Below are 20,823 nucleotides of genomic sequence, written 5' to 3'. Positions count from 1 at the left end.
ATCCAAAACAATACCTGGTGCCAACCGGTGCCAAAAAGGAGAAAGCATGCTCGAGCTCACCATAGAGCAGATATCCATGGGCCAGTCGGCTGTGGATAAATCCGCAGCGTTGCAATTACTGGCTCGGCATCTGGTCACTGACGGCCTGGTAGCCGACGGTTACCTCGCCGGGTTGCAGGCGCGCGAAGCCCAGGGCTCGACCTTTCTCGGTCAAGGTATTGCGATTCCCCACGGTACACCGGAAACCCGCGATCAGGTGTTTTCCACCGGTGTACGTTTGATGCAATTTCCCGATGGTGTGGATTGGGGTGATGGGCAAATCGTCTATCTGGCGATCGGCATTGCTGCCAAATCCGATGAACACCTGCGTCTCCTGCAACTGTTGACCCGTGCCCTCGGTGAAACCGATCTGGGCCAGGCCCTGCGCCGCGCCAGTAGCGCCGATGCCTTGCTGAAACTGCTGCAAGGCGCGCCGCAAGAACTGGCGCTGGACGCGCAGATGATTGGCTTGGGTGTGGCTGCCGAAGATTTCGAAGAACTGGTCTGGCGCGGCGCGCGCCTGTTGCGCCAGGCCGACTGCGTCAGCAACGGTTTTTCTGCGGTGTTGCAGCAAGTCGAAGCGTTGCCATTGGGCGATGGCCTGTGGTGGCTGCACAGCGAACAAACCGTCAAGCGTCCCGGCCTGGCGTTCGTTACGCCGGACAAACCGCTGCGCTATCTCGGTCAGCCGCTGAGCGGCCTGTTCTGTCTGGCCAGCCTCGGCGAGGCCCATCAAGCATTGCTCGAACGCCTGTGTGCGCTGCTGATTGAAGGGCGCGGCCATGAATTGGGTCGCGCCACCAGCTGCCGCGCGGTGCTTGAAGTGCTCGGCGGTGAGTTGCCGGCGGACTGGCCGAGCGCGCGGATTGCCCTGGCCAACGCCCACGGTTTGCATGCGCGGCCGGCGAAAATCCTCGCGCAATTGGCAAAAAGTTTTGAAGGCGAAATTCGCGTCCGCATCGTTGATGGCCAGGACAGTGCGGTGTCGGTGAAGAGCTTGAGCAAATTGCTCAGCCTCGGCGCCCGTCGCGGTCAGGTGCTGGAAATCATCGCCGAGCCCAGCATTGCCGCCGATGCGTTGCCTGCGTTATTGGCCGCCATTGAAGAAGGCCTCGGCGAAGAAGTCGAGCCGTTGCCTGCGGTGAGCCAGCAGCGCGAAGAGATTGCCGAGGTCGCCGCCGTGCTGCTCGCGCCAGCGTCAGGTAGCCTGGTTCAGGCCATTGCCGCTGCACCGGGGATCGCCATCGGCCCGGCGCACATTCAAGTGCTGCAAACCATCGAATACCCGCTGCGCGGTGAATCCGCCGCCGTCGAGCGTGAGCGACTGAAACAGGCGCTGGCGGATGTGCGGCGCGACATTGGCGGTTTGATCGAACGCAGCAAAGCCAAGGCGATTCGCGAGATTTTCGTCACTCACCAGGAAATGCTCGACGACCCGGAATTGACCGATGAAGTCGACACCCGCCTCAAGCAAGGCGAGAGCGCGGAAGCGGCGTGGATGTCGGTGATCGAAGCCGCGGCCCGGCAACAGGAATCCTTGCAGGATGCGTTACTCGCCGAGCGTGCTGCTGACTTGCGCGACATCGGCCGTCGGGTGCTGGCGCAACTCAGCGGCGTCGAAACCCCGAGTGAGCCTGAGCAGCCGTACATTCTGGTGATGGACGAGGTCGGCCCGTCCGACGTGGCGCGGCTTGATCCGACCCGTGTCGCCGGGATCCTCACCGCCCGTGGCGGCGCTACCGCGCACAGTGCGATTGTTGCGCGGGCGTTGGGGATTCCAGCGCTGGTCGGTGCCGGTCCGGCAGTGTTGCTGTTGGCGCCGGGTACGCCGCTGTTGATCGATGGTCAGCGCGGTCGTCTGCACGTGGACGCCGACGCGGCGACTTTGCAGCGCGCCGCGCAAGAGCGTGACACCCGCGAACAACGTTTGAAGGCGGCCGCAGAACAACGTCATCAACCGGCGCTGACCACTGACGGTCATGCCGTCGAAGTGTTCGCCAACATCGGTGAAAGCGCCGGTGTGACTGCTGCGGTGGAGCAGGGCGCCGAAGGCATCGGCCTGTTGCGCACCGAACTGATTTTCATGGCCCACCCGCAGGCGCCGGACGAGGCGACTCAGGAAGTCGAGTACCGCCGTGTCCTCGATGGCCTCGCCGGGCGGCCGCTGGTGGTGCGCACCCTCGACGTCGGCGGCGACAAACCGCTGCCGTATTGGCCAATTGCCAAGGAAGAAAACCCGTTCCTCGGTGTGCGCGGCATTCGCCTTACGCTGCAACGGCCACAGATCATGGAAGCGCAGATTCGCGCCTTGCTCCGGGCCGCCGACAACCGGCCGCTGCGGATCATGTTCCCGATGGTCGGCAGCGTCGATGAATGGCGTCAGGCGCGGGACATGACCGAACGCCTGCGTCTGGAAATCCCGGTGGCGGACCTGCAACTGGGGATCATGATCGAAGTGCCGTCGGCGGCCTTGCTGGCGCCGGTCCTGGCCAAGGAAGTCGACTTCTTCAGCGTCGGCACCAACGACCTGACCCAATACACCCTGGCCATCGACCGTGGGCATCCGACTTTGTCGGCCCAGGCCGACGGATTGCATCCGGCGGTGCTGCAACTGATCGACATCACCGTGCGCGCAGCCCATGCCCATGGCAAGTGGGTCGGCGTGTGCGGTGAGTTGGCGGCCGATCCGCTGGCAGTGCCGGTGCTGGTCGGGCTGGGTGTGGATGAGCTGAGTGTCGGTGGGCGCAGCATCGCCGAGGTCAAGGCGCGGATTCGCGAGCTCAGCCTGGCTCAGGCTCAAACCCTTGCCCAGCAGGCACTCGCCGTGGGCAGCGCCAACGAAGTGCGCGCATTAGTGGAGGCCCTGTAATGGCCAAGATTTTAACCCTGACCCTCAACCCGGCACTGGACCTCACCGTGCAGTTGCCGCGCCTGGAGCCCGGCCAAGTCAACCGCAGTGACGCGATGCACACCCACGCCGCCGGTAAAGGCGTGAACGTGGCGCAGGTGCTGGCGGACCTTGGGCATCAACTGACCGTCAGTGGTTTCCTCGGCGAAGACAACCTGCAAGCGTTCGAAACCCTGTTCGCCAAACGTGGCTTTGTCGATGCGTTTATCCGCGTGCCCGGCGAGACGCGCAGCAACATCAAGCTCGCTGAAAGCGATGGCCGCATCACCGATCTCAACGGTCCGGGGCCGCTGGTCAGCGCGGCGGCGCAGCAAGCGTTGCTTGATCGTCTCGATCAAATCGCGCCGGGGCACGACGCCGTTGTCGTCGCTGGCAGCCTGCCGCAAGGCGTCAGTCCTCAGTGGTTGCAGGCGTTGATCCTGCGCCTGAAAAAACTCGGGTTGAAGGTGGCCCTGGACACCAGCGGTGATGCACTGCGAGCAGCGCTCCAGGCTGGCCCGTGGTTGATCAAACCCAACACCGAAGAACTGGCCGAAGTGCTCGATTGCGAAGTGGTTTCCGTTAACGCCCAGGCCGAAGCGGCGAGCCGTTTGCGCGCACAAGGGATTGAGCACGTGGTGATTTCCCACGGTGCCGACGGCGTGAACTGGTTCAGCGTCGGCTCGGCGCTGCATGCCACACCGCCCAGGGTCAATGTCGCCAGTACGGTGGGCGCGGGTGACTCGTTACTGGCGGGCATGCTCCACGGTTTGCTCAGCGCCGACACGCCTGAACAAACCTTGCGCACCGCCACGGCGATTGCCGCGATGGCGGTCACCCAGATCGGTTTCGGCATTGGCGATGCGGCGCACCTGGCGCAGCTCGAACAGGGTGTGCGCGTGCGTCCCCTGACAGAACAATAAGAGGGTTGGTCATGAAGTTAGCCATTGTTACTGCCTGCCCGAACGGCATGGTCACCAGTGTGCTGTGCGCGCGCTTGCTCGATGCAGCGGCCCAGCGTCAGGGCTGGAGCACCGGTGTCGAAATCACCGATGCGGCGCATCCCGAGCGGCAATTGTCGACGGCCACGATCGAAACGGCGGAGTGGGTTTTGCTGGTCACCAGCGCACCGGTGGATATGTCGCGATTCGTCGGCAAACGCGTATTTCAGAGCACCCCGGCGCAGGCCCTGCAGGACGTCGAAGCGGTGCTGCGCCGTGGGGCGCAAGAGGCTCAGGTTTATGTCGCACCCGCAGCCATTGCCGAACCGATTGCCGTCGCCCAAAACGCCCCGCGCCTGGTCGCAATCACCGCCTGCCCGACCGGCGTCGCCCACACCTTCATGGCCGCCGAAGCCTTGCAGCAAGCAGCCAAACGCTTGGGCTATGACTTGCAAGTGGAAACCCAGGGCTCGGTGGGCGCGCGCAACCCATTGAGCGCGCAAGCGATTGCCGAGGCTGACGTGGTGCTGCTGGCGTGCGACATCGAAGTTGCCACCGAGCGGTTTGCCGGCAAGAAGATTTTCCGCTGCGGCACCGGCATCGCCCTAAAACAGGCTGAAGCGACACTGAAAAAAGCGCTGGCCGAAGGCTCCCAGGAAAACGCTGCGACTGGCGCAAAAGGTCCGGCCAAACAGGAAAAGACTGGCGTCTACAAACACCTGCTGACCGGTGTGTCGTTCATGTTGCCGATGGTGGTGGCTGGCGGTCTGATGATCGCCTTGTCGTTCGTGTTCGGCATCACCGCGTTCAAGGAAGAGGGGACACTGGCGGCGGCGCTGATGCAGATCGGCGGCGAGACTGCGTTCAAACTGATGGTGCCGTTGCTGGCGGGCTACATCGCCTACTCGATTGCCGACCGTCCGGGGCTCGCGCCGGGGATGATCGGAGGTCTGTTGGCGAGTACGTTGGGCGCCGGGTTTATCGGCGGGATCATTGCCGGTTTCATTGCCGGTTACGCGGCGCAGGCGATCAATCGTTATGCACGTTTGCCGCAGAGCCTGGAAGCGCTGAAACCGATCCTGATCATTCCGTTGCTGGCCAGTCTGTTCACCGGCCTGGTGATGATCTACGTGGTTGGCAAACCGGTGGCGGGAATGCTCGCGGGGCTCACGCATTTCCTCGACAGCATGGGCACCACCAACGCGATTCTGCTCGGTGTGCTGTTGGGCGGGATGATGTGCGTCGACCTCGGTGGGCCGATCAACAAAGCCGCGTATGCGTTCTCGGTGGGGCTGCTGGCGTCGCAGAGTTATGCGCCGATGGCCGCGACCATGGCGGCGGGCATGGTGCCGCCGATAGGCTTGGGGATCGCCACGTTCATTGCCCGGCGCAAGTTTGCCCAGACCGAGCGCGAGGCTGGCAAAGCAGCGCTGGTGTTGGGCTTGTGCTTCATCTCCGAGGGGGCGATTCCGTTTGCGGCGAAAGACCCGCTGCGGGTGATCCCGGCGAGCATCGCCGGCGGTGCGTTGACCGGCGCGTTGTCGATGTATTTCGGCTGCAAGCTGATGGCGCCCCACGGTGGATTGTTCGTGTTGGCGATCCCGAATGCCATCAACCATGCGCTGCTTTACTTGATGGCGATTGTTGCCGGGAGTCTGTTGACGGCGGTGGTGTATGCGCTGGTCAAGCGGCCTGAGGTGGTGGAGTTGGCGGTAGAACCTGTTAGCGCGTAATCCCTTGTAGGAGCCGGCTTGCTGGCGATGGCGATTTCATGACCGCTATCGCCAGCGAGCCGGCTCCTGCAAGACCGATGTCACATTCAGGTCATGTTTTCCAATTTCCGGGAGAACACCATGAGCGAATTCGACCTCGGTCGCCGTCGTGTCTTGCAAGCGGTTGGCGCCGGGTTGTTGTTGCCGGGGCTGGCACCGGTGGTGATCGCGTCGATCAAGGATCGTCCGAAAATCACCGATGGCGTGCAGTCCGGCGACGTGCTGGGGGACCGGGCGATCATCTGGAGTCGAAGCGACCGCCCGGCACGCCTGGTGGTGGAGTGGGACACCCGCAGTCTCTTCCCCAACCCTCGACGATTCGTCTCGGCCCTCGTCGATGCCCGTACCGATTTCACCGCCCGGGTCGAGCTCGGCGGACTGCCCGCCGATCAGGCGATTTTCTATCGCGTACAGTTTGAAGATGCCCAAAGCGGCGTCACCAGTGAGCCGTGGTTCGGCCATCTGCGCAGCGTGCCGCAGACGAGGCGCGACATCCGTTTCGTCTGGAGCGGTGACACCGCCGGCCAGGGCTTCGGCATCAATCCGGACATCGGCGGCATGCGCATCTACGAAGCCATGCGCCTGCGGTTGCCGGATTTCTTTATTCACTGCGGCGACAGCATCTATGCCGACGGACCGGTGCCTGCTCAACTCACGACGGAAAGCGGTCACGTGTGGCGCAACATCACCAGCGAAGCCAAGAGCAAAGCCGCGGAAACCCTCGATGCATACCGTGGCAATTACCGCTACAACCTGATGGACGAAAACATCCGCCGCTTCAACGCCGAAGTGCCGCAGGTCTGGCTGTGGGATGACCACGAAGTGGTGAATAACTGGTCGCCGGGCACGCGACTGGATGCGCGCTACACCGATAAAGATATCCACAGCCTGAAACGACGTGGACGCCAGGCCTGGCTTGAATATGCACCGATGCGCTGGCAAAGCGCCGAAGGGGGCAAGCGCATTTATCGCCAACTCAGCTATGGGCCATTGCTCGATGTGTTCGTGCTCGACATGCGCAGTTATCGCGGCGCCAATGACGACAACCTTGGCGCCGCCAAACCCTTCCTGGGACGCGAACAACTGGACTGGTTGAAGGCTGCGTTGAAAGCCTCCAATGCCCAATGGAAGGTTATCGCCGCGGACATGCCGATCGGCCTTGGCGCACCGGATGGCGAGGTCCGCCCCGGCGTGATGCGTTGGGAATCGGTGGCCAATGGCGACCCCGGACCGGCTCAAGGGCGTGAGCTGGAGATTGCCGAGTTATTGGGTTTTCTGCGGGCGCAGCAGGTGCGCAATTTCCTCTGGCTGACGGCGGATGTGCATTATTGCGCGGCGCATCACTACCAACCGGACCGTGCCGCGTTTCAGGACTTCGAAGCGTTTTGGGAGTTTGTCGCGGGGCCGCTGAATGCCGGAAGTTTTGGTCCGGACACCTTGGATAAAACCTTTGGCCCTGAAGTGGTGTTCGAGAAAGCGCCTCCCGTGCAGAACATGTCACCGTTTGCCGGGTTTCAGTTTTTTGGCGAGGTGAATATCGACGGGCAGACGGGGGAATTGAGCGTGGTGTTGCGGGATCTGGATGGGGGGGCGGTATTTGAGCAGACATTGCAGCCGGTGTAACGCCCCCGTTTTGTAGGAGCAAGCTTGCTCGCGATGACGGTCTGACATTCAACGTGGATTTGTCTGTCAGATCGCTATCGCGAGCAAGCTTGCTCCTACAGAGGGTGGTGTTGTCAGTACACGTCGCGGCGGTAGCGACCCTGCTCGATCAGGCGTTCGACTTCGGCAGCGCCGAGCACGTCGTTGAGCACCTGATCCACGCCTGAGGCCATTCCCTGAAGGCTGCCGCAGATGTAAATCACCGCACCGTCGGCCAGCCATTTCTTCAGCTCATCAGCCGATTCACGCAGGCGATCCTGGACGTAGATTTTCTCGGCTTGATCCCGCGAGAACGCCAGGTCCAAACGCTCCAGATCACCCGCAATCAACCATTCTTCCAGTTCATCGCGACACAGGTAGTCGTGCTCGCGATTGCGCTCGCCAAACAACAGCCAGTGACGTTGTTGCCCGTCGGCGATCCGCGCCTTGAGCAAACTGCGCAGCCCGGCCAGGCCGGTACCGTTACCCAACAAGATCATCGGCACTGGCTCGACCGGCAGATGGAAACCACTGTTGCGTCGTACGCGCAGGCTGATGGTGCCGCCCACCGGGGCGTGTTCGGTCAGCCAGCCGGAACCGATACCCAGGCTGCCATCGGGGTGCAGTTCTTGACGCACGATCAGTTCCAGGACGCCGTCGGCGGCAATCGAAGCAATCGAGTATTCGCGCATGGCCAATGGCACAAGCGCATCCGCCAGTGCCTGGGCATGCAGGCCGACCAGGTGCGCGCGGTTTTCCGGCAATTGGCGACTGGCGAGGGCTTGTTCCAGTGGCTGGGAGAGGCCATCGAATTCAATCGCGGCCCGGCCATCGATCCCCAGGCCATCGAGGAAATGTTCGATGGCCCACGGGCAATTGCGTGGCAATACTTCGACCAGGTCGCCGGCCAGCCAACTGCTGGTGGAAGGCGCCTTGAGGCCCAGCAAGTACACCGGCGAACCACTGCTGTCCGGGTTTAGTAGCTCTCGATGCGCCAGGGTCCAGTTGTCGTAGCTCGGTGCTTGCCAGGTGTCCATCGGCATCTGCCCGGTCAACTGACCGAGTTGTTGCTGCCAGTGGCGCAGCGCGTAAGGGTCACCGCTGTCGACTTCCACCGGGGCGAACAAGGTCTTGCCACCGTGCTCACCGAGCCAGTTGTGCAAGCGTCGGGCGAAACCGCAGAAGTGTTGATACTGACGGTCGCCGAGACCGAGTACGGCGTAGTTCAGGCTTTCCAGGCTCAACGCACGACCCAGTACCTTGCGTTCGAAACCACGGGCGCTGTCTGGCGCTTCGCCGTCGCCGAAGGTGCTGACGACGAACAGGGCGTTGTCCGAATCTCGCAGGTCCTGCTCGCTGACTGTTGCCAGCGGTTGCACTTTCACCGGCAGGCCGGCCGCCTGCAATTGACCGGCGGTTTGCCAGGCCAGTTGCTCGGCAAAGCCGCTCTGGCTGGCGAAACCGATCAGCCACGCCGGAGCGTCGCTGTCCGGTTGGGCGAGGCCTTGGCGGGCGTCTTTGATCTGGCGTTTTTTACGGCGTCGATCGAGGTACAGCAGCCAGCCGGTGACGAAAAACAGCGGCATGGTCAGGGCGCTGATGGTCAGGATAATCCGCCCGATGATGCCGAAGTAGCTGCCGACGTGCAGAGCATAAATGCTGGTCAACAGCTGCGCCTTGAAGCTCTTGTCGCTGTAGCGGTCATGCCGTTTGATCGCGCCGGTGACGGGATCGAGGGTGAGCTGGTTCAGCGCGCGGTCGTGGGGCGAGTTCTTCAGCAGGTAGTAGACGGTTGCCGGTTGCCCGGCTACCGGCGGCATGCGGGTGTTGTAGAAACTCAGGTCGGGACCGGCAGCGCTGTAGATGCTACTCCACATCGCCGAGTAATCGACGGTCGGTGCCGGACCACTCGGAGCAGGGCCCCGGCCGCCGCGAACGCGTTCGTTCTGCGGCGAATCGGAGAGCAACCGGGTCAGGCCTTTGTTGTACCACTCGTAGGACCAGGACAGCCCGGTCAGCGCCGCCAGGAGATAGAACACCAGACACCAGGTGCCGGCGACCGAGTGCAAATCCCAGTTGAAGCTGCGACCTTTTTTCTTCCAGTCGAGGGTCAGCCAGGCGCGCCAGCTTTTCCACTGGCGCGGCCAACGCAGGTAAAGGCCCGACAGGCAGAAGAACACCAGGATCAACGTGCACGCACCGGTGATCTGCCGACCGGTATCGCCCATGGCCAGGAAGCGGTGCAGTTGCAGCATAAAGCCGAAGAAGCCTTGGCCCGTGGCGTCGCCCATGAGTTCGGCGGTGTACGGATCGAAGAAACGCATCTGTCCGCGCCGCTCGCCCGGTGGCGGGGTGAAGAACACTTTGGCGGCGCTGTCGCTGTCGATGTCGACCGAAAGCATCGCCACTTTATTGCCCGTGGCGGCTTCGATCTTCTCTACCAGTTCAGCAGGCGGCAAAACACCGGCGACCTGTTTCTCGACCTGCAACACCGAAGGGTTCAGGGCGTACAGGATTTCATCCTGAAATGACACCGTCGCCCCGGTGATGCCCATCAGGGCCAGGACCAGTCCGGCGCTGATGCCAAAAAACCAGTGCAACTGGAACAGGGTTTTCTTCAACACGTCGCTCGCCTTGTTCGTTCAAAAATGGTCATCACGGCGCGCATTATGCCGTGGGTTGTCGAGAAACATTCCTTTTACACACAAAAGCCCCGCTCACCTGGATGAACGGGGCTTGGTGTTCATGTTTCCATCAGAAGTGGAAGTTGGTGCTCAGCAAAGCAGTACGGCCCGCCGCCTGGTTGGCGAAGTGAGTCGAGAAGGCCTTGTCGTAGTAGGTTTCGTCGGTCAGGTTTTGCACGTTCAGTTGCAGGTCGACGTTTTTGGTCAGCTTGTAGGCGGCCATCGCATCGTAGCGAACGTAGGAATCAACCATGGTGGTGTTGGCCACACTGCCGAACACGTCGTCGACATAGAACGCGCCGCCGCCGATGGTCAGCTTCGGCGTGACCTGGTAAGTCGTCCACAGGCTGGCGCTGTTCTTCGGGGTGTTCGGCAGCTGGTTGCCGTTGTTGGCTCTGTTTGCCGGCAGGTCGCCACCGTCGATTTGCTCACTGTCCATGTAGGCATAACCGGCGAAGACTTGCCATTTTTCAGTGATCTTGCCAGTGGCCGACAGTTCGATACCTTGAACGCGGGTTTTACCGGCGTTTTCATAGGTATTGGTGTTGACTTGAACGCGTGCGTTTTCTTTCTCGGTGCGGAAGATATCGGCAGTCAGCGACAGGCGATCATTGAGCAGATCCCACTTGGTACCGATTTCGTAATTCTTGGTTGTTTCCGGCTTCAGATCGTTGTTGGTGGTACCGCCGCCCAGAGGGTTGCCGTCCATACCTTCGCCCAAGGTGTTACCAGGTGGTGTGGCCGAGGTCGCATAAGAGGCATAAATGCTGCCGTTTTCAGCAGGCTTGTAAACGACGCCGAACTGTCCCGTGACGAACTCACTGGTATCTTTGTCTTTGGCGGTGGTCACACCGGCTGCGTTGAAGGTTTTGTATTTGGTGTCGAAATGGTCGTAACGCAGGCCCATGTTCACCAGCCATTGTTGCGACAGCTCCAGAGTGTCGAACATGTACAAAGCACGGGTGTTGGCATCGGTGTCCGTGCCGGCATAGTTACGCGAAATTGTACCGTTCCACGGATCGTTCGGGTTCGGGTTGGCTAGCGTGGTGCAGTTGTAAGCGCTGCTTGCGCCGACAATCGCAGGGTTGCAGTTGAAGCTGGAAGCAGGCGCTGTCGTTAGCGGTGTAGTGTCAGTGTTGACGGCGTACGAGGATTTCTCGCCTTCTTCGCGCGTGAACTCGATACCGGTTGCGAAGCTGTTCTTGAACCCTGCGACGTAGAAATCACCAAACAGATCGGTTTGGTTAGTCGTCGTATCGGTATTGCTGACGCGGGTGTTAGCGCGACGCCAGACAGTGCCATTGTTGACGTTGCCCTTGCTGTCATCCGGCTGAGTCAGGATGTAGTCCTGCATGCTGCTGCCATGGCGCAGGGTGTTCTTGACCGTCAGCGCGTCGTTCAGGTCGTGCTCGATGGCGATGGTCGCGGTATCGGTGCGGCCCTTGCGGAAGTCGCGGCCGTCGAGACCGTAGAAGTTGCTGCTGTCGCCGCCGTCGTCTGGTTTGTCCGGGTTGGACTTGGTGCGACCCGCTGCAAGATTGGTCGGGATCGAATACGGGATGCCCGAGTCCGGCGTGTCGTTACTTTCCAGATGGTAGTAGTCAAGGTTGACGCGGGTATCGGTGCCCAGGCCGAAGGCCAGCGACGGCGCGATGCCCCAGCGATCGTAATCGACGCTGTCACGCCCGGCGACGTTGCTCTCGTGGCTCATCAGGTTCAGACGGCCAGCGGCGGTGTCGGTGAACTGGTAGTTGCCGTCCAGGGTGTAGCGCTGGGTCTGATCGGAGCCCCAGGTAAAACCACCGTCGAACGAATCGCCCAGGTGCGCTTTTTTGCTCACCAGGTTGATGCTGCCGCCAGCAGCGCCACGGCCGCCGATGGCCGAGTTCGGGCCTTTGCTGACTTCAATCGATTCGACAGCGAAGATTTCGCGGCTTTGCGAACCGGTATCGCGAACGCCATCGAGGTAAGTGTCGCCCTGGGCATCGAAGCCGCGAATGAAGGGACGGTCGCCCTGCGGGTTACCGCCTTCACCGGCACCAAAGGTGATGCCGGGAACGGTGCGCAGCGCGTCTTGCATGTTCATCGCGCCAGTGTCTTTGAGCACTTGCTGCGGGATGACGGTGACCGAGCGCGGCGTGTCGACCAGCGGCGCGGTGTACTTGGGAGAGGAGGCTTTTTCGACGTTGTACGAGGTCTCGTCCTGAGCTTCGCCGGTAATGGCAGTGGCGCCCAGGGAGATGGTGTTGCTCGGTGCTTTTTCGTCGGTCTTTTCAGCCGCGAAAACCATGTGGCCCGCGGAGCCGGCAGTGATCGCCACGCCAATTGCAGAAGCGAGCAAACGCGGTGAGCTGACTGGTAATTGTGCTTGTTGGCGTGACATTTTAATTCCCCTCCCCAAGGATTTGAGGCGGCGGAATATAGGGTAAACACGTATTCGTATCAATTGCGAAATATTACTATTTGCACTGAATTTACATTCTTTACAATTTAACCTTACGGTTTTTGCCGTTTCGTTCGTCCCCTGGGTTTTACACGGGCAATAAGAATCAATACCATTGGCACCCCTTTGCTCCCAGGTGTCTCTGCCATGCTGCTGCACATCCCCGGCTTGTTCGATAAAGAAGAAGTGCAGCGCATTCGCGAGGCTCTGGAACAGGCTGATTGGGCCGATGGCAAGATCACCGCCGGATATCAGTCGGCCAAGGCCAAGCACAATCTGCAATTGCCTGAAGGTCATCCGCTGGCCAAGGAGATTGGCGCGGCCATGCTGGAGCGGTTGTGGAAAAATCCGCAGTTCATGTCAGCCGCATTGCCCCACAAAGTCTTCCCGCCGTTGCTGAACTGTTACACGGCCGGTGGCAGCTTCGACTTCCACATCGACAACGCCGTCCGTCAGCCCAAGGGCAGCATGGAGCGAGTGCGCACCGATCTGTCGGCCACCCTGTTTTTCAGTGAGCCGCAGGATTACGACGGCGGTGAACTGGAAATCCAGGACACCTACGGCACCCAACAGGTGAAGCTGCCTGCCGGGGATATGGTTTTGTATCCCGGTACCAGTTTGCACAAGGTCAACGCGGTCACCCGAGGGACTCGCTACGCGTCTTTTTTCTGGACCCAAAGCCTGGTGCGTGAGGACAGTCAGCGCGCCCTGTTATTCGAGATGGACGGCGCGATCCGGCAACTGACGCAAGATGTGCCGGATCACCCTTCGCTGATCCGCCTGACCGGCACCTATCACAACCTGTTGCGTCGCTGGGTCGAGGTATGAGTTTTCAATTGCGTCGCGAAGAAATCCTTGACGGCGATACGCTCAAATCTATGCTCGATGAAAGCCCGGCCCGTGCTGCCCAGGCCATTTTAATTGCCGCCCGCGAAGACGTGCTCGATGCCCAGGCGTTGCTCGGGCAGATCCTTCTGGACGGGCAGGGCATCGCTCAGGATCAGCCGCTGGCCGTGCGCTGGTTCGACATCGCCGCCCGTCGCGGGCACTTGATGGCGCGCAACATGCTCGGGCGTTGTCATGAGCATGGGTGGGGGTGTAAGGCCGATGCTTCAATAGCTGCACGGCATTATCAGGTCGCGGCCGACGCTGGGCTGGACTGGGCGATGTACAACCTCGCCAATCTTCTGGCAACCGGGCGCGGCGTCAAGCCTGGCCAGGCACAAGCCGTCGCGTTGTATCGCCGCGCCGCAGAGTTGGGCCACGCCAAATCCATGAACCTGCTGGGCCGTTATCTGGAAGAGGGGGAGCACTGCCCGCAGGATCGACCATCGGCTCGGGAATGGTATCGACGCTCGGCCGAGGGTGGGGATTTTCGTGGTCAGTTCAGCTTTGCCGCCTTACTGGCCGAAGACGGACGAATCGACGAGGCTCTGGAATGGTTGCGCAAGGCACTGGCCGCAGGCAACGTGAGCTTCTTGCGCGTGAGCTTCGAGTCACTGCAGAGTGCCAATGACCCACGCATTTGCGCGATGGCGCAAGCCTATCAACAACGACTTTCGCAGCTGGTTGCACTGTAGCGGCGGGTGTTATTTCTCTTTTCTGTTAATCATGTACGCACTCTGAATAACTTTGTATGAAGGCCTGTGTTGCCTTGTTGAAAGTTTTTAGCGTGGTTTGATTTTAATTTATAAGCGTCGTTAATTGTCTTTAAATTTAATATTTAAAGGCTTGCGGGTTTTTGTCTGTGCGCATTAATGTCGTTTCAACAATATTGAGATGGGTGTTGGGAATGCCCGGTCATTATTGTGATTAATTAATTTTTTATTAGAATCCAAAGAAGACAAGGAGTCTCTGATGGTATCGGGTATAAGTAACAAAGTAGTCGAGGCTGCCACCAGGGCGCCACAGGTGTTTGTGAATGCGTCGTTAGGGCAGGGCGAAGAATACAACCGGGAAACCGGTATTCAATTGACCAAGGAGCAGATCATCAGCCTTAGAAGGTATGAATCCTTGGGGTTGTCGCTTCCTGTACGGCTGCAAGATGTCATTGCCTATTTGAATTATGGCGCTGGTGACCAGGGCAGCGCTGGTCTGACTGCGCCGGACTTCTTGCGCACATTCAGCATAACTTATGACCATGCCAAGCGCTGGTCGCCCTTGCGCGAAAAGATAATGCTGACCGGCACTGACTTGAAGATATTCGCGGGCAGTATTATCAGGACAGGTAATGGAATTGTAGAGGTCTATGAAGACCTGAAAGCATCTAAATATCTTGAAGAGTACAACATCAAAACACCGGAAGAATACCTGAGTCTGAAAAGGCAAATTCCGGGCCTTCCTGATCTGGAGTTATCGGCGGATGACGGACTGGATCTCAGGGCTTATCTCAATGACTTGTTGTCAAAAGTCCGACTGTGTCATCAGAAGGCAGAGCATGTCCGAAAGGAACTCGACAGCTTCGGCACTGATATGCGCGAAAAGGTGCTTCCGGAAATAAAGTTACGGCTGGCACAAGTTTCCAAAAATACTTATCAAGCCGACATTCAAGCATTACAAGGCGAAATTGATGAGCGTGCCAAGGAAATTGATGAGCTTAACAAGCAATACGATCATCTGGTTAAAGAGGCGATCGAGGCTGCTTCAAGTTTTAACATTGGTGGTTTGATCCTTGGTATCTATCAGGGCGTCAAAGCGGAACAAATACGTAAAGAACGTAATAGATTGAAGCAACTGCAACAGACAGAAAATCAGAAAATGGCCAGTAAAAACCAGACGCTGAGTTCCTTGAACAGGGTTCGTGATGACCTGCAGAACCTGAGCTACGTCGCAATCGAAGCCGAGCTGGCAACTCAAAACCTCATGCTGGTGTGGAATGCGCTCAGTGATTACATCGCAGCATCCGTCGGTGAGGTCAACAACATGACCGAGGCGACAACCTTGCGACGATTCAAAAATCAGATTCTCGATGTGATTGCACCTTGGGAAAAGATAAAAATCAGTGCCGATCAGTTGTTGGGTGTATTTGCAGAAGCAGATAAGGAATATGAAAGTAATAATTTGATTTTTCGGAGTATGACAATCATGAATGCACGAACCGGCAAAGTCGTTCAACCCGTTTTCGGCATGGAAGTATTGCGTGCGCATAATTCCGCGGTTCAGCTGACAAATACTTCGGTACAGATGCTCTTCGAACAATTCGATTATCAGCCAGGCACCGTGGGCGTCATGACGGGTCTGGCGACTGCCATTAACAGGTCCACCGTTGATTTGCGCAGCCAGGCTCAGTCAGTGAATATCTATCTGGACCGTGCCGAGAAAAAACTAAAATCCTATAAAGAGGAACTGAGTGATCCAGCCGATGCAGACGAAGTTCGTGAAGATATGGAAGTTGTTTTGAAAGATGTCTATGGGAAGCTATTTACGCAAACTCAAGATTTTAAAGGTACTCACAAAGGACTCGGTGTCTCTTATGATCGCAGTGGCTCCCAGGAATTGGTGATGATACTGGCGAAGGATCGTGAATTTGCTGAGAAGCAAAAGACTAAAGCCAATATGGCACTCGCGGAACTGGGCGAGGAAATGAAAGGTGTCTCCGAAGCCATCGACTTGATTGCAACAGCAGGGATCGAAAAGATTGGCGAAGAAGTTCAACTTTCCGTAGATAGTCTCAAAACTCTAGGTCTGGCACCGCCTCAGGTACAAATCGCTTTGCTGGCGATTGATACGCTAAAGAAACTGATCTCCGGTATTGGCGAAGCGATTTCTTTTCTCAATATGTTGGCTGCTTACAATCGGCTCAAAGAAAGGGTGAGCGAATTGAAGGTGCAAGTGCAGCAATACACCAAGGATATCGCCAGCCTTGATGGGAAGATTGAGTTGCTCGAGGCGCTGGACGAGCTGGATGATGGTCGTTCGAAGTATCTGGTTGAATTCTCAAGGCTGATTGAAGATTTTTCGAAGTTTTCTCTCCAGATGAAACAAGATTCCTCGGTGCCGGTTGAGGAGCGAACGGACATGGCGATCTCCGGGATCTTGAGTTTCAACCAGTACTTGAAGCGCATTTATCAATAATAAAGAGTCGAGGCGGGTGGGCCATACGCCCACTTTCCTCTAAATAATATGAACATACTCGACTACGAATTGACGGTAGGACAACGGTTAGTATTGGATCGATACGCGCGGTTTCTTGGTTCCTTGCATCCGACGTTCCGCAATATACCGGTGGTATTCGAGCAGCGTAGAAAAATCGGCCATCAATTGGCGGTGCTGGCCGGGGATTCGCGTCTGGAAAATGCTCGCTTCAATGAGCGATATCTGCAGGGTCTCTGGGGGGGCGCTGAAGAGGTGCGACTTCTGGGCAGCGGGTATGTGGAAGACCTTGCAGTATTCACCCGTGAATCATTGGAGATAGCCCGGCAAACTTCCCGGAATGAACCCATAGGCCTGGTGGATTTCAGGCGCTTCAGTCTCTCCAGATCGCCGATCTGGCAATTGTTTCCACCCACGAACGTCCCGGACTTGATTCATGAGTTGGCGCTTCGATTTTATCGATTGAGAGCTGCGATACGACAGTTCAAGTACACGGTTGTGGAAGTGTATGACGAGTCCTTTGGACTCAAATTAGTGTTTTCACGTGCAATGGACCATCGCAGCTGCCAGTGCCATGTAACGCCCACTGTTGTACAGGAGTTGTTCCGCCAACCTGAGACCGCTCCGGTCTGGGACATCGATTATTCCAGTTCGAATGCGTCGCTGCGAGCAGCCGAATACAAGTTCGATGTAGCAGCCCTGTTCAGTGCATTTTCCTCTGTGAGCTCGCGGATGGGGCTGTTCCTTGAAGTGCTTTATCAGCGTGCTGATGGAGTCATCAACAAACTCTTGCAGGCAAAGAGTGCCTCCAGGCTTGGCGAATTGAATTTCAAGCTGGCCTCCATTACCGAGGGAGGAACGGAATGCCTGGCGATGATCAGCGAGTTGGAGATTTGGCTGCGCAAATAAAAAAGGCCCATGTACGCATGGGCCTTTTTTTTGGAGCGGTGTCGGTTACACGTAGAACGACTTCAGCGGCGGGAAGCCATTGAACTCAACGGCGCTGTAGCTGGTGGTGTACGCACCGGTGGACAGCCAGTACAGGCGATCACCAATGGCCAGGTTCAGCGGCAGGCCATACTTGTAGTTCTCGTACATGATGTCGGCGCTATCGCACGTCGGGCCGGCGATGACAACTTCTTCCATCTCGCCTTTCTTCTCGGTCCAGATCGGGAACTTGATGGCTTCGTCCATGGTTTCGATCAGGCCGGAGAACTTGCCCACATCCGTGTATACCCAGCGCTCAACGGCGGTACGGGATTTACGCGCGACCAGCACCACTTCGCTGACCAGGATGCCGGCGTTGGCAATCAACGAACGGCCCGGCTCGAGGATGATTTCCGGCAGGTCGTCGCCGAAGTCTTCCTTGAGGAAACGGATGATTTCCTCGGCGTAGGTTTCCAGGCTGTTGGTGCGGGTGATGTAGTTGGCCGGGAAGCCGCCGCCCATGTTGATCAGTTTCAGCTCGATGCCGTCTTCTTCTTTCAGACGCTCGAAAATCACTTTGACTTTGGCGATCGCCGCGTCCCAGACGCTGATGTCGCGCTGTTGCGAGCCCACGTGGAACGAGATGCCGTAAGGCACCAGGCCCAGGTCGCGAGCGAGGATCAGCAGGTCCATGGCCATGTCGGTCTGGCAGCCGAATTTACGCGACAACGGCCAGTCAGCGGTGGTCGAGCCTTCGGTCAGGATGCGCACGTAGACTTTCGAGCCCGGTGCAGCCTTGGCGATGTTGCGCAGGTCGGCTTCGGAATCGGTGGCATACAGGCGCACGCCCTTCTCGTAGAAGTAGCGGATGTCCTTGGATTTCTTGATGGTGTTGCCGTAGCTGATCTGGTCGGCGCTTACGCCACGGCTCAGCACTTTGTCCAGCTCATAGATCGAGGCGATGTCGAAGCTCGAACCTTTCTCTTTGAGCAGGTCGATGATTTCCACGGCCGGGTTGGCCTTGACCGCGTAGTAGACCTTGGCGAATTCGAAACCGGCGCGCAGGTCGTCATAGGCCTGGCTGATCATCGCAGTGTCGATCACCACGAACGGGGTTTCTTGCTTGTCGGCGAACGCCTTCATTTTCTGAAAGGTTTCGCGCGCGAAATAGTCTTCGACCTGGATCGACATACCTGGGAGCTCCTACTGGCAAACGTTAGTAATCAATGGGTGCAAATGAACGTCCTCCGTATCCCCACTTTGGTTCGCCTACTTCCCAAGGCATGTCGCCGAAAGCAAAAAGGCCATGGGAAGCGCTGCGTTCCCTTGGCCTTGCTGTCTCGTCGTCAGTACTTGAGCCGGATGGATCGTTTCCAGCATGGACGTTCGGCGCGAACTTTAGGGCGTGAGGGGCTTGAGATCAACAAAAAATGTCGCGTTTTTGCACGCTTCCGTCGTGCGGTCCCTAATAGCTACTGATGTAACCGACCTGTGTGACGGTGTGATGTTCCCCGGACGGAGATGTTTGGAGGGATTTGTGTTGCCTTTGTGGCGAGGGAGCAAGCTCCCTCGCCACAGGGTCAGGTCAGGAGACGGCAGTCTCGGCTGGCGAAACGATACTGGTCTTGCCGCCTCGGGACTTGCCTGAACTCAGATACTCGGCAATCGATTCCTGAGTCACTTCCCCCAAGAACACCCGCTCCGCATCCATCACCGGCAACCACGAGCGATTGAACTCGTACATGCGCGACAACAGGATGCGCAAATGCTCGTCGTATGCCGCGGTGGCGTTGAACTCGCGCAGGTATTGGCCGCAAGTACCGGTCTGACGATGAAGGTCGCGACGTCGCACATAACCTTGCGCCTTGTTCTCACCGTCGGTGACCACCACATAACGCCGGTCATGCTCGTCCATCAACTCCAGCGCATCAGCCACGGGTGTTTCCGGACTGACGGACGGCGCGTTGTCCGCCGCGTCTTCGGCTTTCACCAGCAGCAGACGCTTGAGGGTACTGTCCTGACCGACGAAGTTGCTGACAAATTCATCCGCCGGGTGGGCGAGCAGGGTGTCCGGGTGATCAATCTGCAAGAGTTTGCCGGCACGGAAAATCGCGATCTTGTCGCCGAGCTTGATCGCTTCGTCGATGTCATGGCTGACCATGATCACGGTCTTGTTCAGCGCCCGTTGCATTTCGAAGAACTCGTTCTGAATCATCTCGCGGTTGATCGGGTCGACCGCGCCGAACGGTTCATCCATCAACAGCAATGGCGCATCTGCCGCCAACGCCCGAATCACGCCGATCCGCTGCTGCTGGCCTCCGGACAATTCGCGCGGATAACGATGCAGATATTGCTTGGGTTCGAGCTTGATCATGCTCATCAATTCGCGCGCGCGGTCGTGGCATTTCTGTTTGTCCCAACCCAGCAGGCGCGGAACCACGGTGATGTTTTCTTCGATGGTCATGTTCGGGAACAGACCGATCTGCTGGATCACATAACCGATGTTGCGGCGCAGCGTTACTTCGTCGAGGCCGGTGGTGTCTTCGCCGTTGATCAGGATCTTGCCTGAGGTGGGTTTGATCAGGCGGTTGATCATTTTCAACGTGGTGCTTTTGCCGCAACCCGATGGCCCGAGGAACACACAGATTTCGCCTTCATTGACGGTCAGGCTTACCGAATCCACGGCTTTGACGTCTTTGCCGTTGCTTTGGAAGGTCTTGCTGAGGTTTTGAAGTTCGATCATTTGAGTAATCCTTTTGGAGTCAGCGAACGTTGCAGCCATTGCAAAAGCAGGTCGGCGAAGATGGCCAGCAGGCTGACCAATACGGCACCGACGATCAGCATCGACATGTCGCTGCGGCTGATGGAAGCGAGGATAAGTACACCGAGGCCACCGGCACCGATGGTCGCGGCGATGGTCATGACACCGATGTTCATCACCACCGCGGTGCGCACACCGGCGAGGATCACCGGCACGGCGATGGGCAATTCGACCATGCGCAGGCGCTGGCCGAAGGTCATGCCGATCCCGCGCGCGGCTTCGCGAATGCCCGGTTCGACGCCGGTCAGGGCGAGGTAGGTGTTACGCATGATCGGCAGTAGCGAGTAGAGGAATACCGCGGTAATCGCCGGCATCGGGCCGAGACCCTGGCCGAACTTGGAATAGAACGGCAGCAGCAAACCGAACAGCGCAATCGACGGCACGGTCAGCAGAACCGTGGCGCTGGCCTGCAAGGGGCCAGCGAAGGTCGGGAAGCGTGTCATCAGGATGCCCAGCGGCACACCGACCACAATCGCCAGCGTCACCGCGATGCCAACCAGGGTGATGTGCTGCCAGGTCAGGTGCATGACCTGCTGCCAGTCGAGGTGGGAAAAGGCGTTGAGAAATTCCATGGCT

The 20,823-nt window shown here is 58.5% G+C and carries 13 protein-coding genes; 8 read left to right on the top strand and 5 right to left on the bottom strand.

The window, feature by feature from the left end; all coding sequences use genetic code 11:
• The first annotated feature begins 46 nt into the window (after positions 1-46).
• From ptsP to ABVN21_RS19760, 4 genes are all read left to right on the top strand, one after another.
• Positions 47-2,908: a phosphoenolpyruvate--protein phosphotransferase gene (gene ptsP / locus ABVN21_RS19775; protein ID WP_339554957.1), complete on the top strand. Its 2,862-nt coding sequence runs from the start codon at positions 47-49 to the stop codon at positions 2,906-2,908.
• Complete coding sequence (pfkB, locus tag ABVN21_RS19770; RefSeq protein WP_339554958.1) at positions 2,908-3,849, top strand: 1-phosphofructokinase; 942 nt, start codon at positions 2,908-2,910, stop codon at positions 3,847-3,849. Before ptsP ends, pfkB begins: the two co-directional genes overlap by 1 nt.
• Before the next feature lie 11 nt (positions 3,850-3,860).
• Positions 3,861-5,600 (top strand): PTS fructose-like transporter subunit IIB, encoded by a 1,740-nt coding sequence (locus ABVN21_RS19765; RefSeq protein WP_339554959.1) that lies wholly within the window; start codon positions 3,861-3,863, stop codon positions 5,598-5,600.
• A 120-nt stretch (positions 5,601-5,720) separates the two neighbouring features.
• A complete protein-coding gene (locus tag ABVN21_RS19760; protein ID WP_339554960.1) occupies positions 5,721-7,262 on the top strand; it encodes an alkaline phosphatase D family protein in 1,542 nt (513 codons plus the stop codon).
• A 113-nt stretch (positions 7,263-7,375) separates the two neighbouring features.
• Here ABVN21_RS19760 and ABVN21_RS19755 read toward each other — a convergent pair whose 3' ends face one another.
• Positions 7,376-9,904 (bottom strand): sulfite reductase flavoprotein subunit alpha, encoded by a 2,529-nt coding sequence (locus ABVN21_RS19755; RefSeq protein WP_339554961.1) that lies wholly within the window; start codon positions 9,902-9,904, stop codon positions 7,376-7,378.
• 130 nt (positions 9,905-10,034) lie between these two features.
• Positions 10,035-12,347: a TonB-dependent siderophore receptor gene (locus tag ABVN21_RS19750; RefSeq protein ID WP_339554962.1), complete on the bottom strand. Its 2,313-nt coding sequence runs from the start codon at positions 12,345-12,347 to the stop codon at positions 10,035-10,037.
• Between the two features lie 207 nt (positions 12,348-12,554).
• On the opposite strand from ABVN21_RS19750, the gene ABVN21_RS19745 reads away from it, so the two are divergent.
• The 4 genes from ABVN21_RS19745 (at position 12,555) to ABVN21_RS19730 (ending at position 17,408) form a co-directional block, all read left to right on the top strand.
• Positions 12,555-13,235: a Fe2+-dependent dioxygenase gene (locus tag ABVN21_RS19745; protein WP_339554963.1), complete on the top strand. Its 681-nt coding sequence runs from the start codon at positions 12,555-12,557 to the stop codon at positions 13,233-13,235.
• Positions 13,232-13,987, top strand: coding sequence for a tetratricopeptide repeat protein (locus ABVN21_RS19740; RefSeq protein ID WP_339554964.1), 756 nt, complete (start codon positions 13,232-13,234; stop codon positions 13,985-13,987). Before ABVN21_RS19745 ends, ABVN21_RS19740 begins: the two co-directional genes overlap by 4 nt.
• A gap of 277 nt (positions 13,988-14,264) precedes the next feature.
• Entirely contained in the window at positions 14,265-16,481 is a 2,217-nt protein-coding gene (locus tag ABVN21_RS19735) for an alpha-xenorhabdolysin family binary toxin subunit A (protein ID WP_339554965.1), read from the top strand.
• Positions 16,482-16,529: 48 nt separating this feature from the next.
• A complete protein-coding gene (locus ABVN21_RS19730; protein WP_339554966.1) occupies positions 16,530-17,408 on the top strand; it encodes a hypothetical protein in 879 nt (292 codons plus the stop codon).
• Between the two features lie 45 nt (positions 17,409-17,453).
• Here the strand turns inward: ABVN21_RS19730 and ABVN21_RS19725 are convergent, their stop codons facing one another.
• From ABVN21_RS19725 to ABVN21_RS19715, 3 genes are all read right to left on the bottom strand, one after another.
• Entirely contained in the window at positions 17,454-18,617 is a 1,164-nt protein-coding gene (locus ABVN21_RS19725) for a type III PLP-dependent enzyme (protein ID WP_339554967.1), read from the bottom strand.
• A gap of 394 nt (positions 18,618-19,011) precedes the next feature.
• Positions 19,012-20,169, bottom strand: coding sequence for an ABC transporter ATP-binding protein (locus ABVN21_RS19720; protein WP_339554968.1), 1,158 nt, complete (start codon positions 20,167-20,169; stop codon positions 19,012-19,014).
• Positions 20,166-20,819, bottom strand: a complete 654-nt coding sequence (locus ABVN21_RS19715) for an ABC transporter permease (RefSeq protein WP_339554969.1) — start codon at positions 20,817-20,819, stop codon at positions 20,166-20,168. The genes ABVN21_RS19720 and ABVN21_RS19715 overlap by 4 nt, the downstream gene beginning before the upstream one ends.
• Between the last annotated feature and the right edge of the window lie 4 nt (positions 20,820-20,823).

Origin of the sequence: Pseudomonas sp. MYb327 (assembly GCF_040438925.1) — a bacterium.
Taxonomy (GTDB): domain Bacteria; phylum Pseudomonadota; class Gammaproteobacteria; order Pseudomonadales; family Pseudomonadaceae; genus Aquipseudomonas.
This window is presented reverse-complemented; position numbering and strand designations above follow the sequence as displayed.

What these genes read in the sequence shown, in the direction of transcription:
- ptsP (WP_339554957.1), top strand. Translation starts at nt 47, where the DNA reads ATGCTCGAGCTCACCATAGAGCAGATATCCATGGGCCAGTCGGCTGTG.
- pfkB (WP_339554958.1), top strand. Translation starts at nt 2,908, where the DNA reads ATGGCCAAGATTTTAACCCTGACCCTCAACCCGGCACTGGACCTCACC.
- ABVN21_RS19765 (WP_339554959.1), top strand. Translation starts at nt 3,861, where the DNA reads ATGAAGTTAGCCATTGTTACTGCCTGCCCGAACGGCATGGTCACCAGT.
- ABVN21_RS19760 (WP_339554960.1), top strand. Translation starts at nt 5,721, where the DNA reads ATGAGCGAATTCGACCTCGGTCGCCGTCGTGTCTTGCAAGCGGTTGGC.
- ABVN21_RS19750 (WP_339554962.1), bottom strand. Translation starts at nt 12,347, where the DNA reads ATGTCACGCCAACAAGCACAATTACCAGTCAGCTCACCGCGTTTGCTC.
- ABVN21_RS19745 (WP_339554963.1), top strand. Translation starts at nt 12,555, where the DNA reads ATGCTGCTGCACATCCCCGGCTTGTTCGATAAAGAAGAAGTGCAGCGC.
- ABVN21_RS19740 (WP_339554964.1), top strand. Translation starts at nt 13,232, where the DNA reads ATGAGTTTTCAATTGCGTCGCGAAGAAATCCTTGACGGCGATACGCTC.
- ABVN21_RS19735 (WP_339554965.1), top strand. Translation starts at nt 14,265, where the DNA reads ATGGTATCGGGTATAAGTAACAAAGTAGTCGAGGCTGCCACCAGGGCG.
- ABVN21_RS19730 (WP_339554966.1), top strand. Translation starts at nt 16,530, where the DNA reads ATGAACATACTCGACTACGAATTGACGGTAGGACAACGGTTAGTATTG.
- ABVN21_RS19725 (WP_339554967.1), bottom strand. Translation starts at nt 18,617, where the DNA reads ATGTCGATCCAGGTCGAAGACTATTTCGCGCGCGAAACCTTTCAGAAA.
- ABVN21_RS19720 (WP_339554968.1), bottom strand. Translation starts at nt 20,169, where the DNA reads ATGATCGAACTTCAAAACCTCAGCAAGACCTTCCAAAGCAACGGCAAA.
- ABVN21_RS19715 (WP_339554969.1), bottom strand. Translation starts at nt 20,819, where the DNA reads ATGGAATTTCTCAACGCCTTTTCCCACCTCGACTGGCAGCAGGTCATG.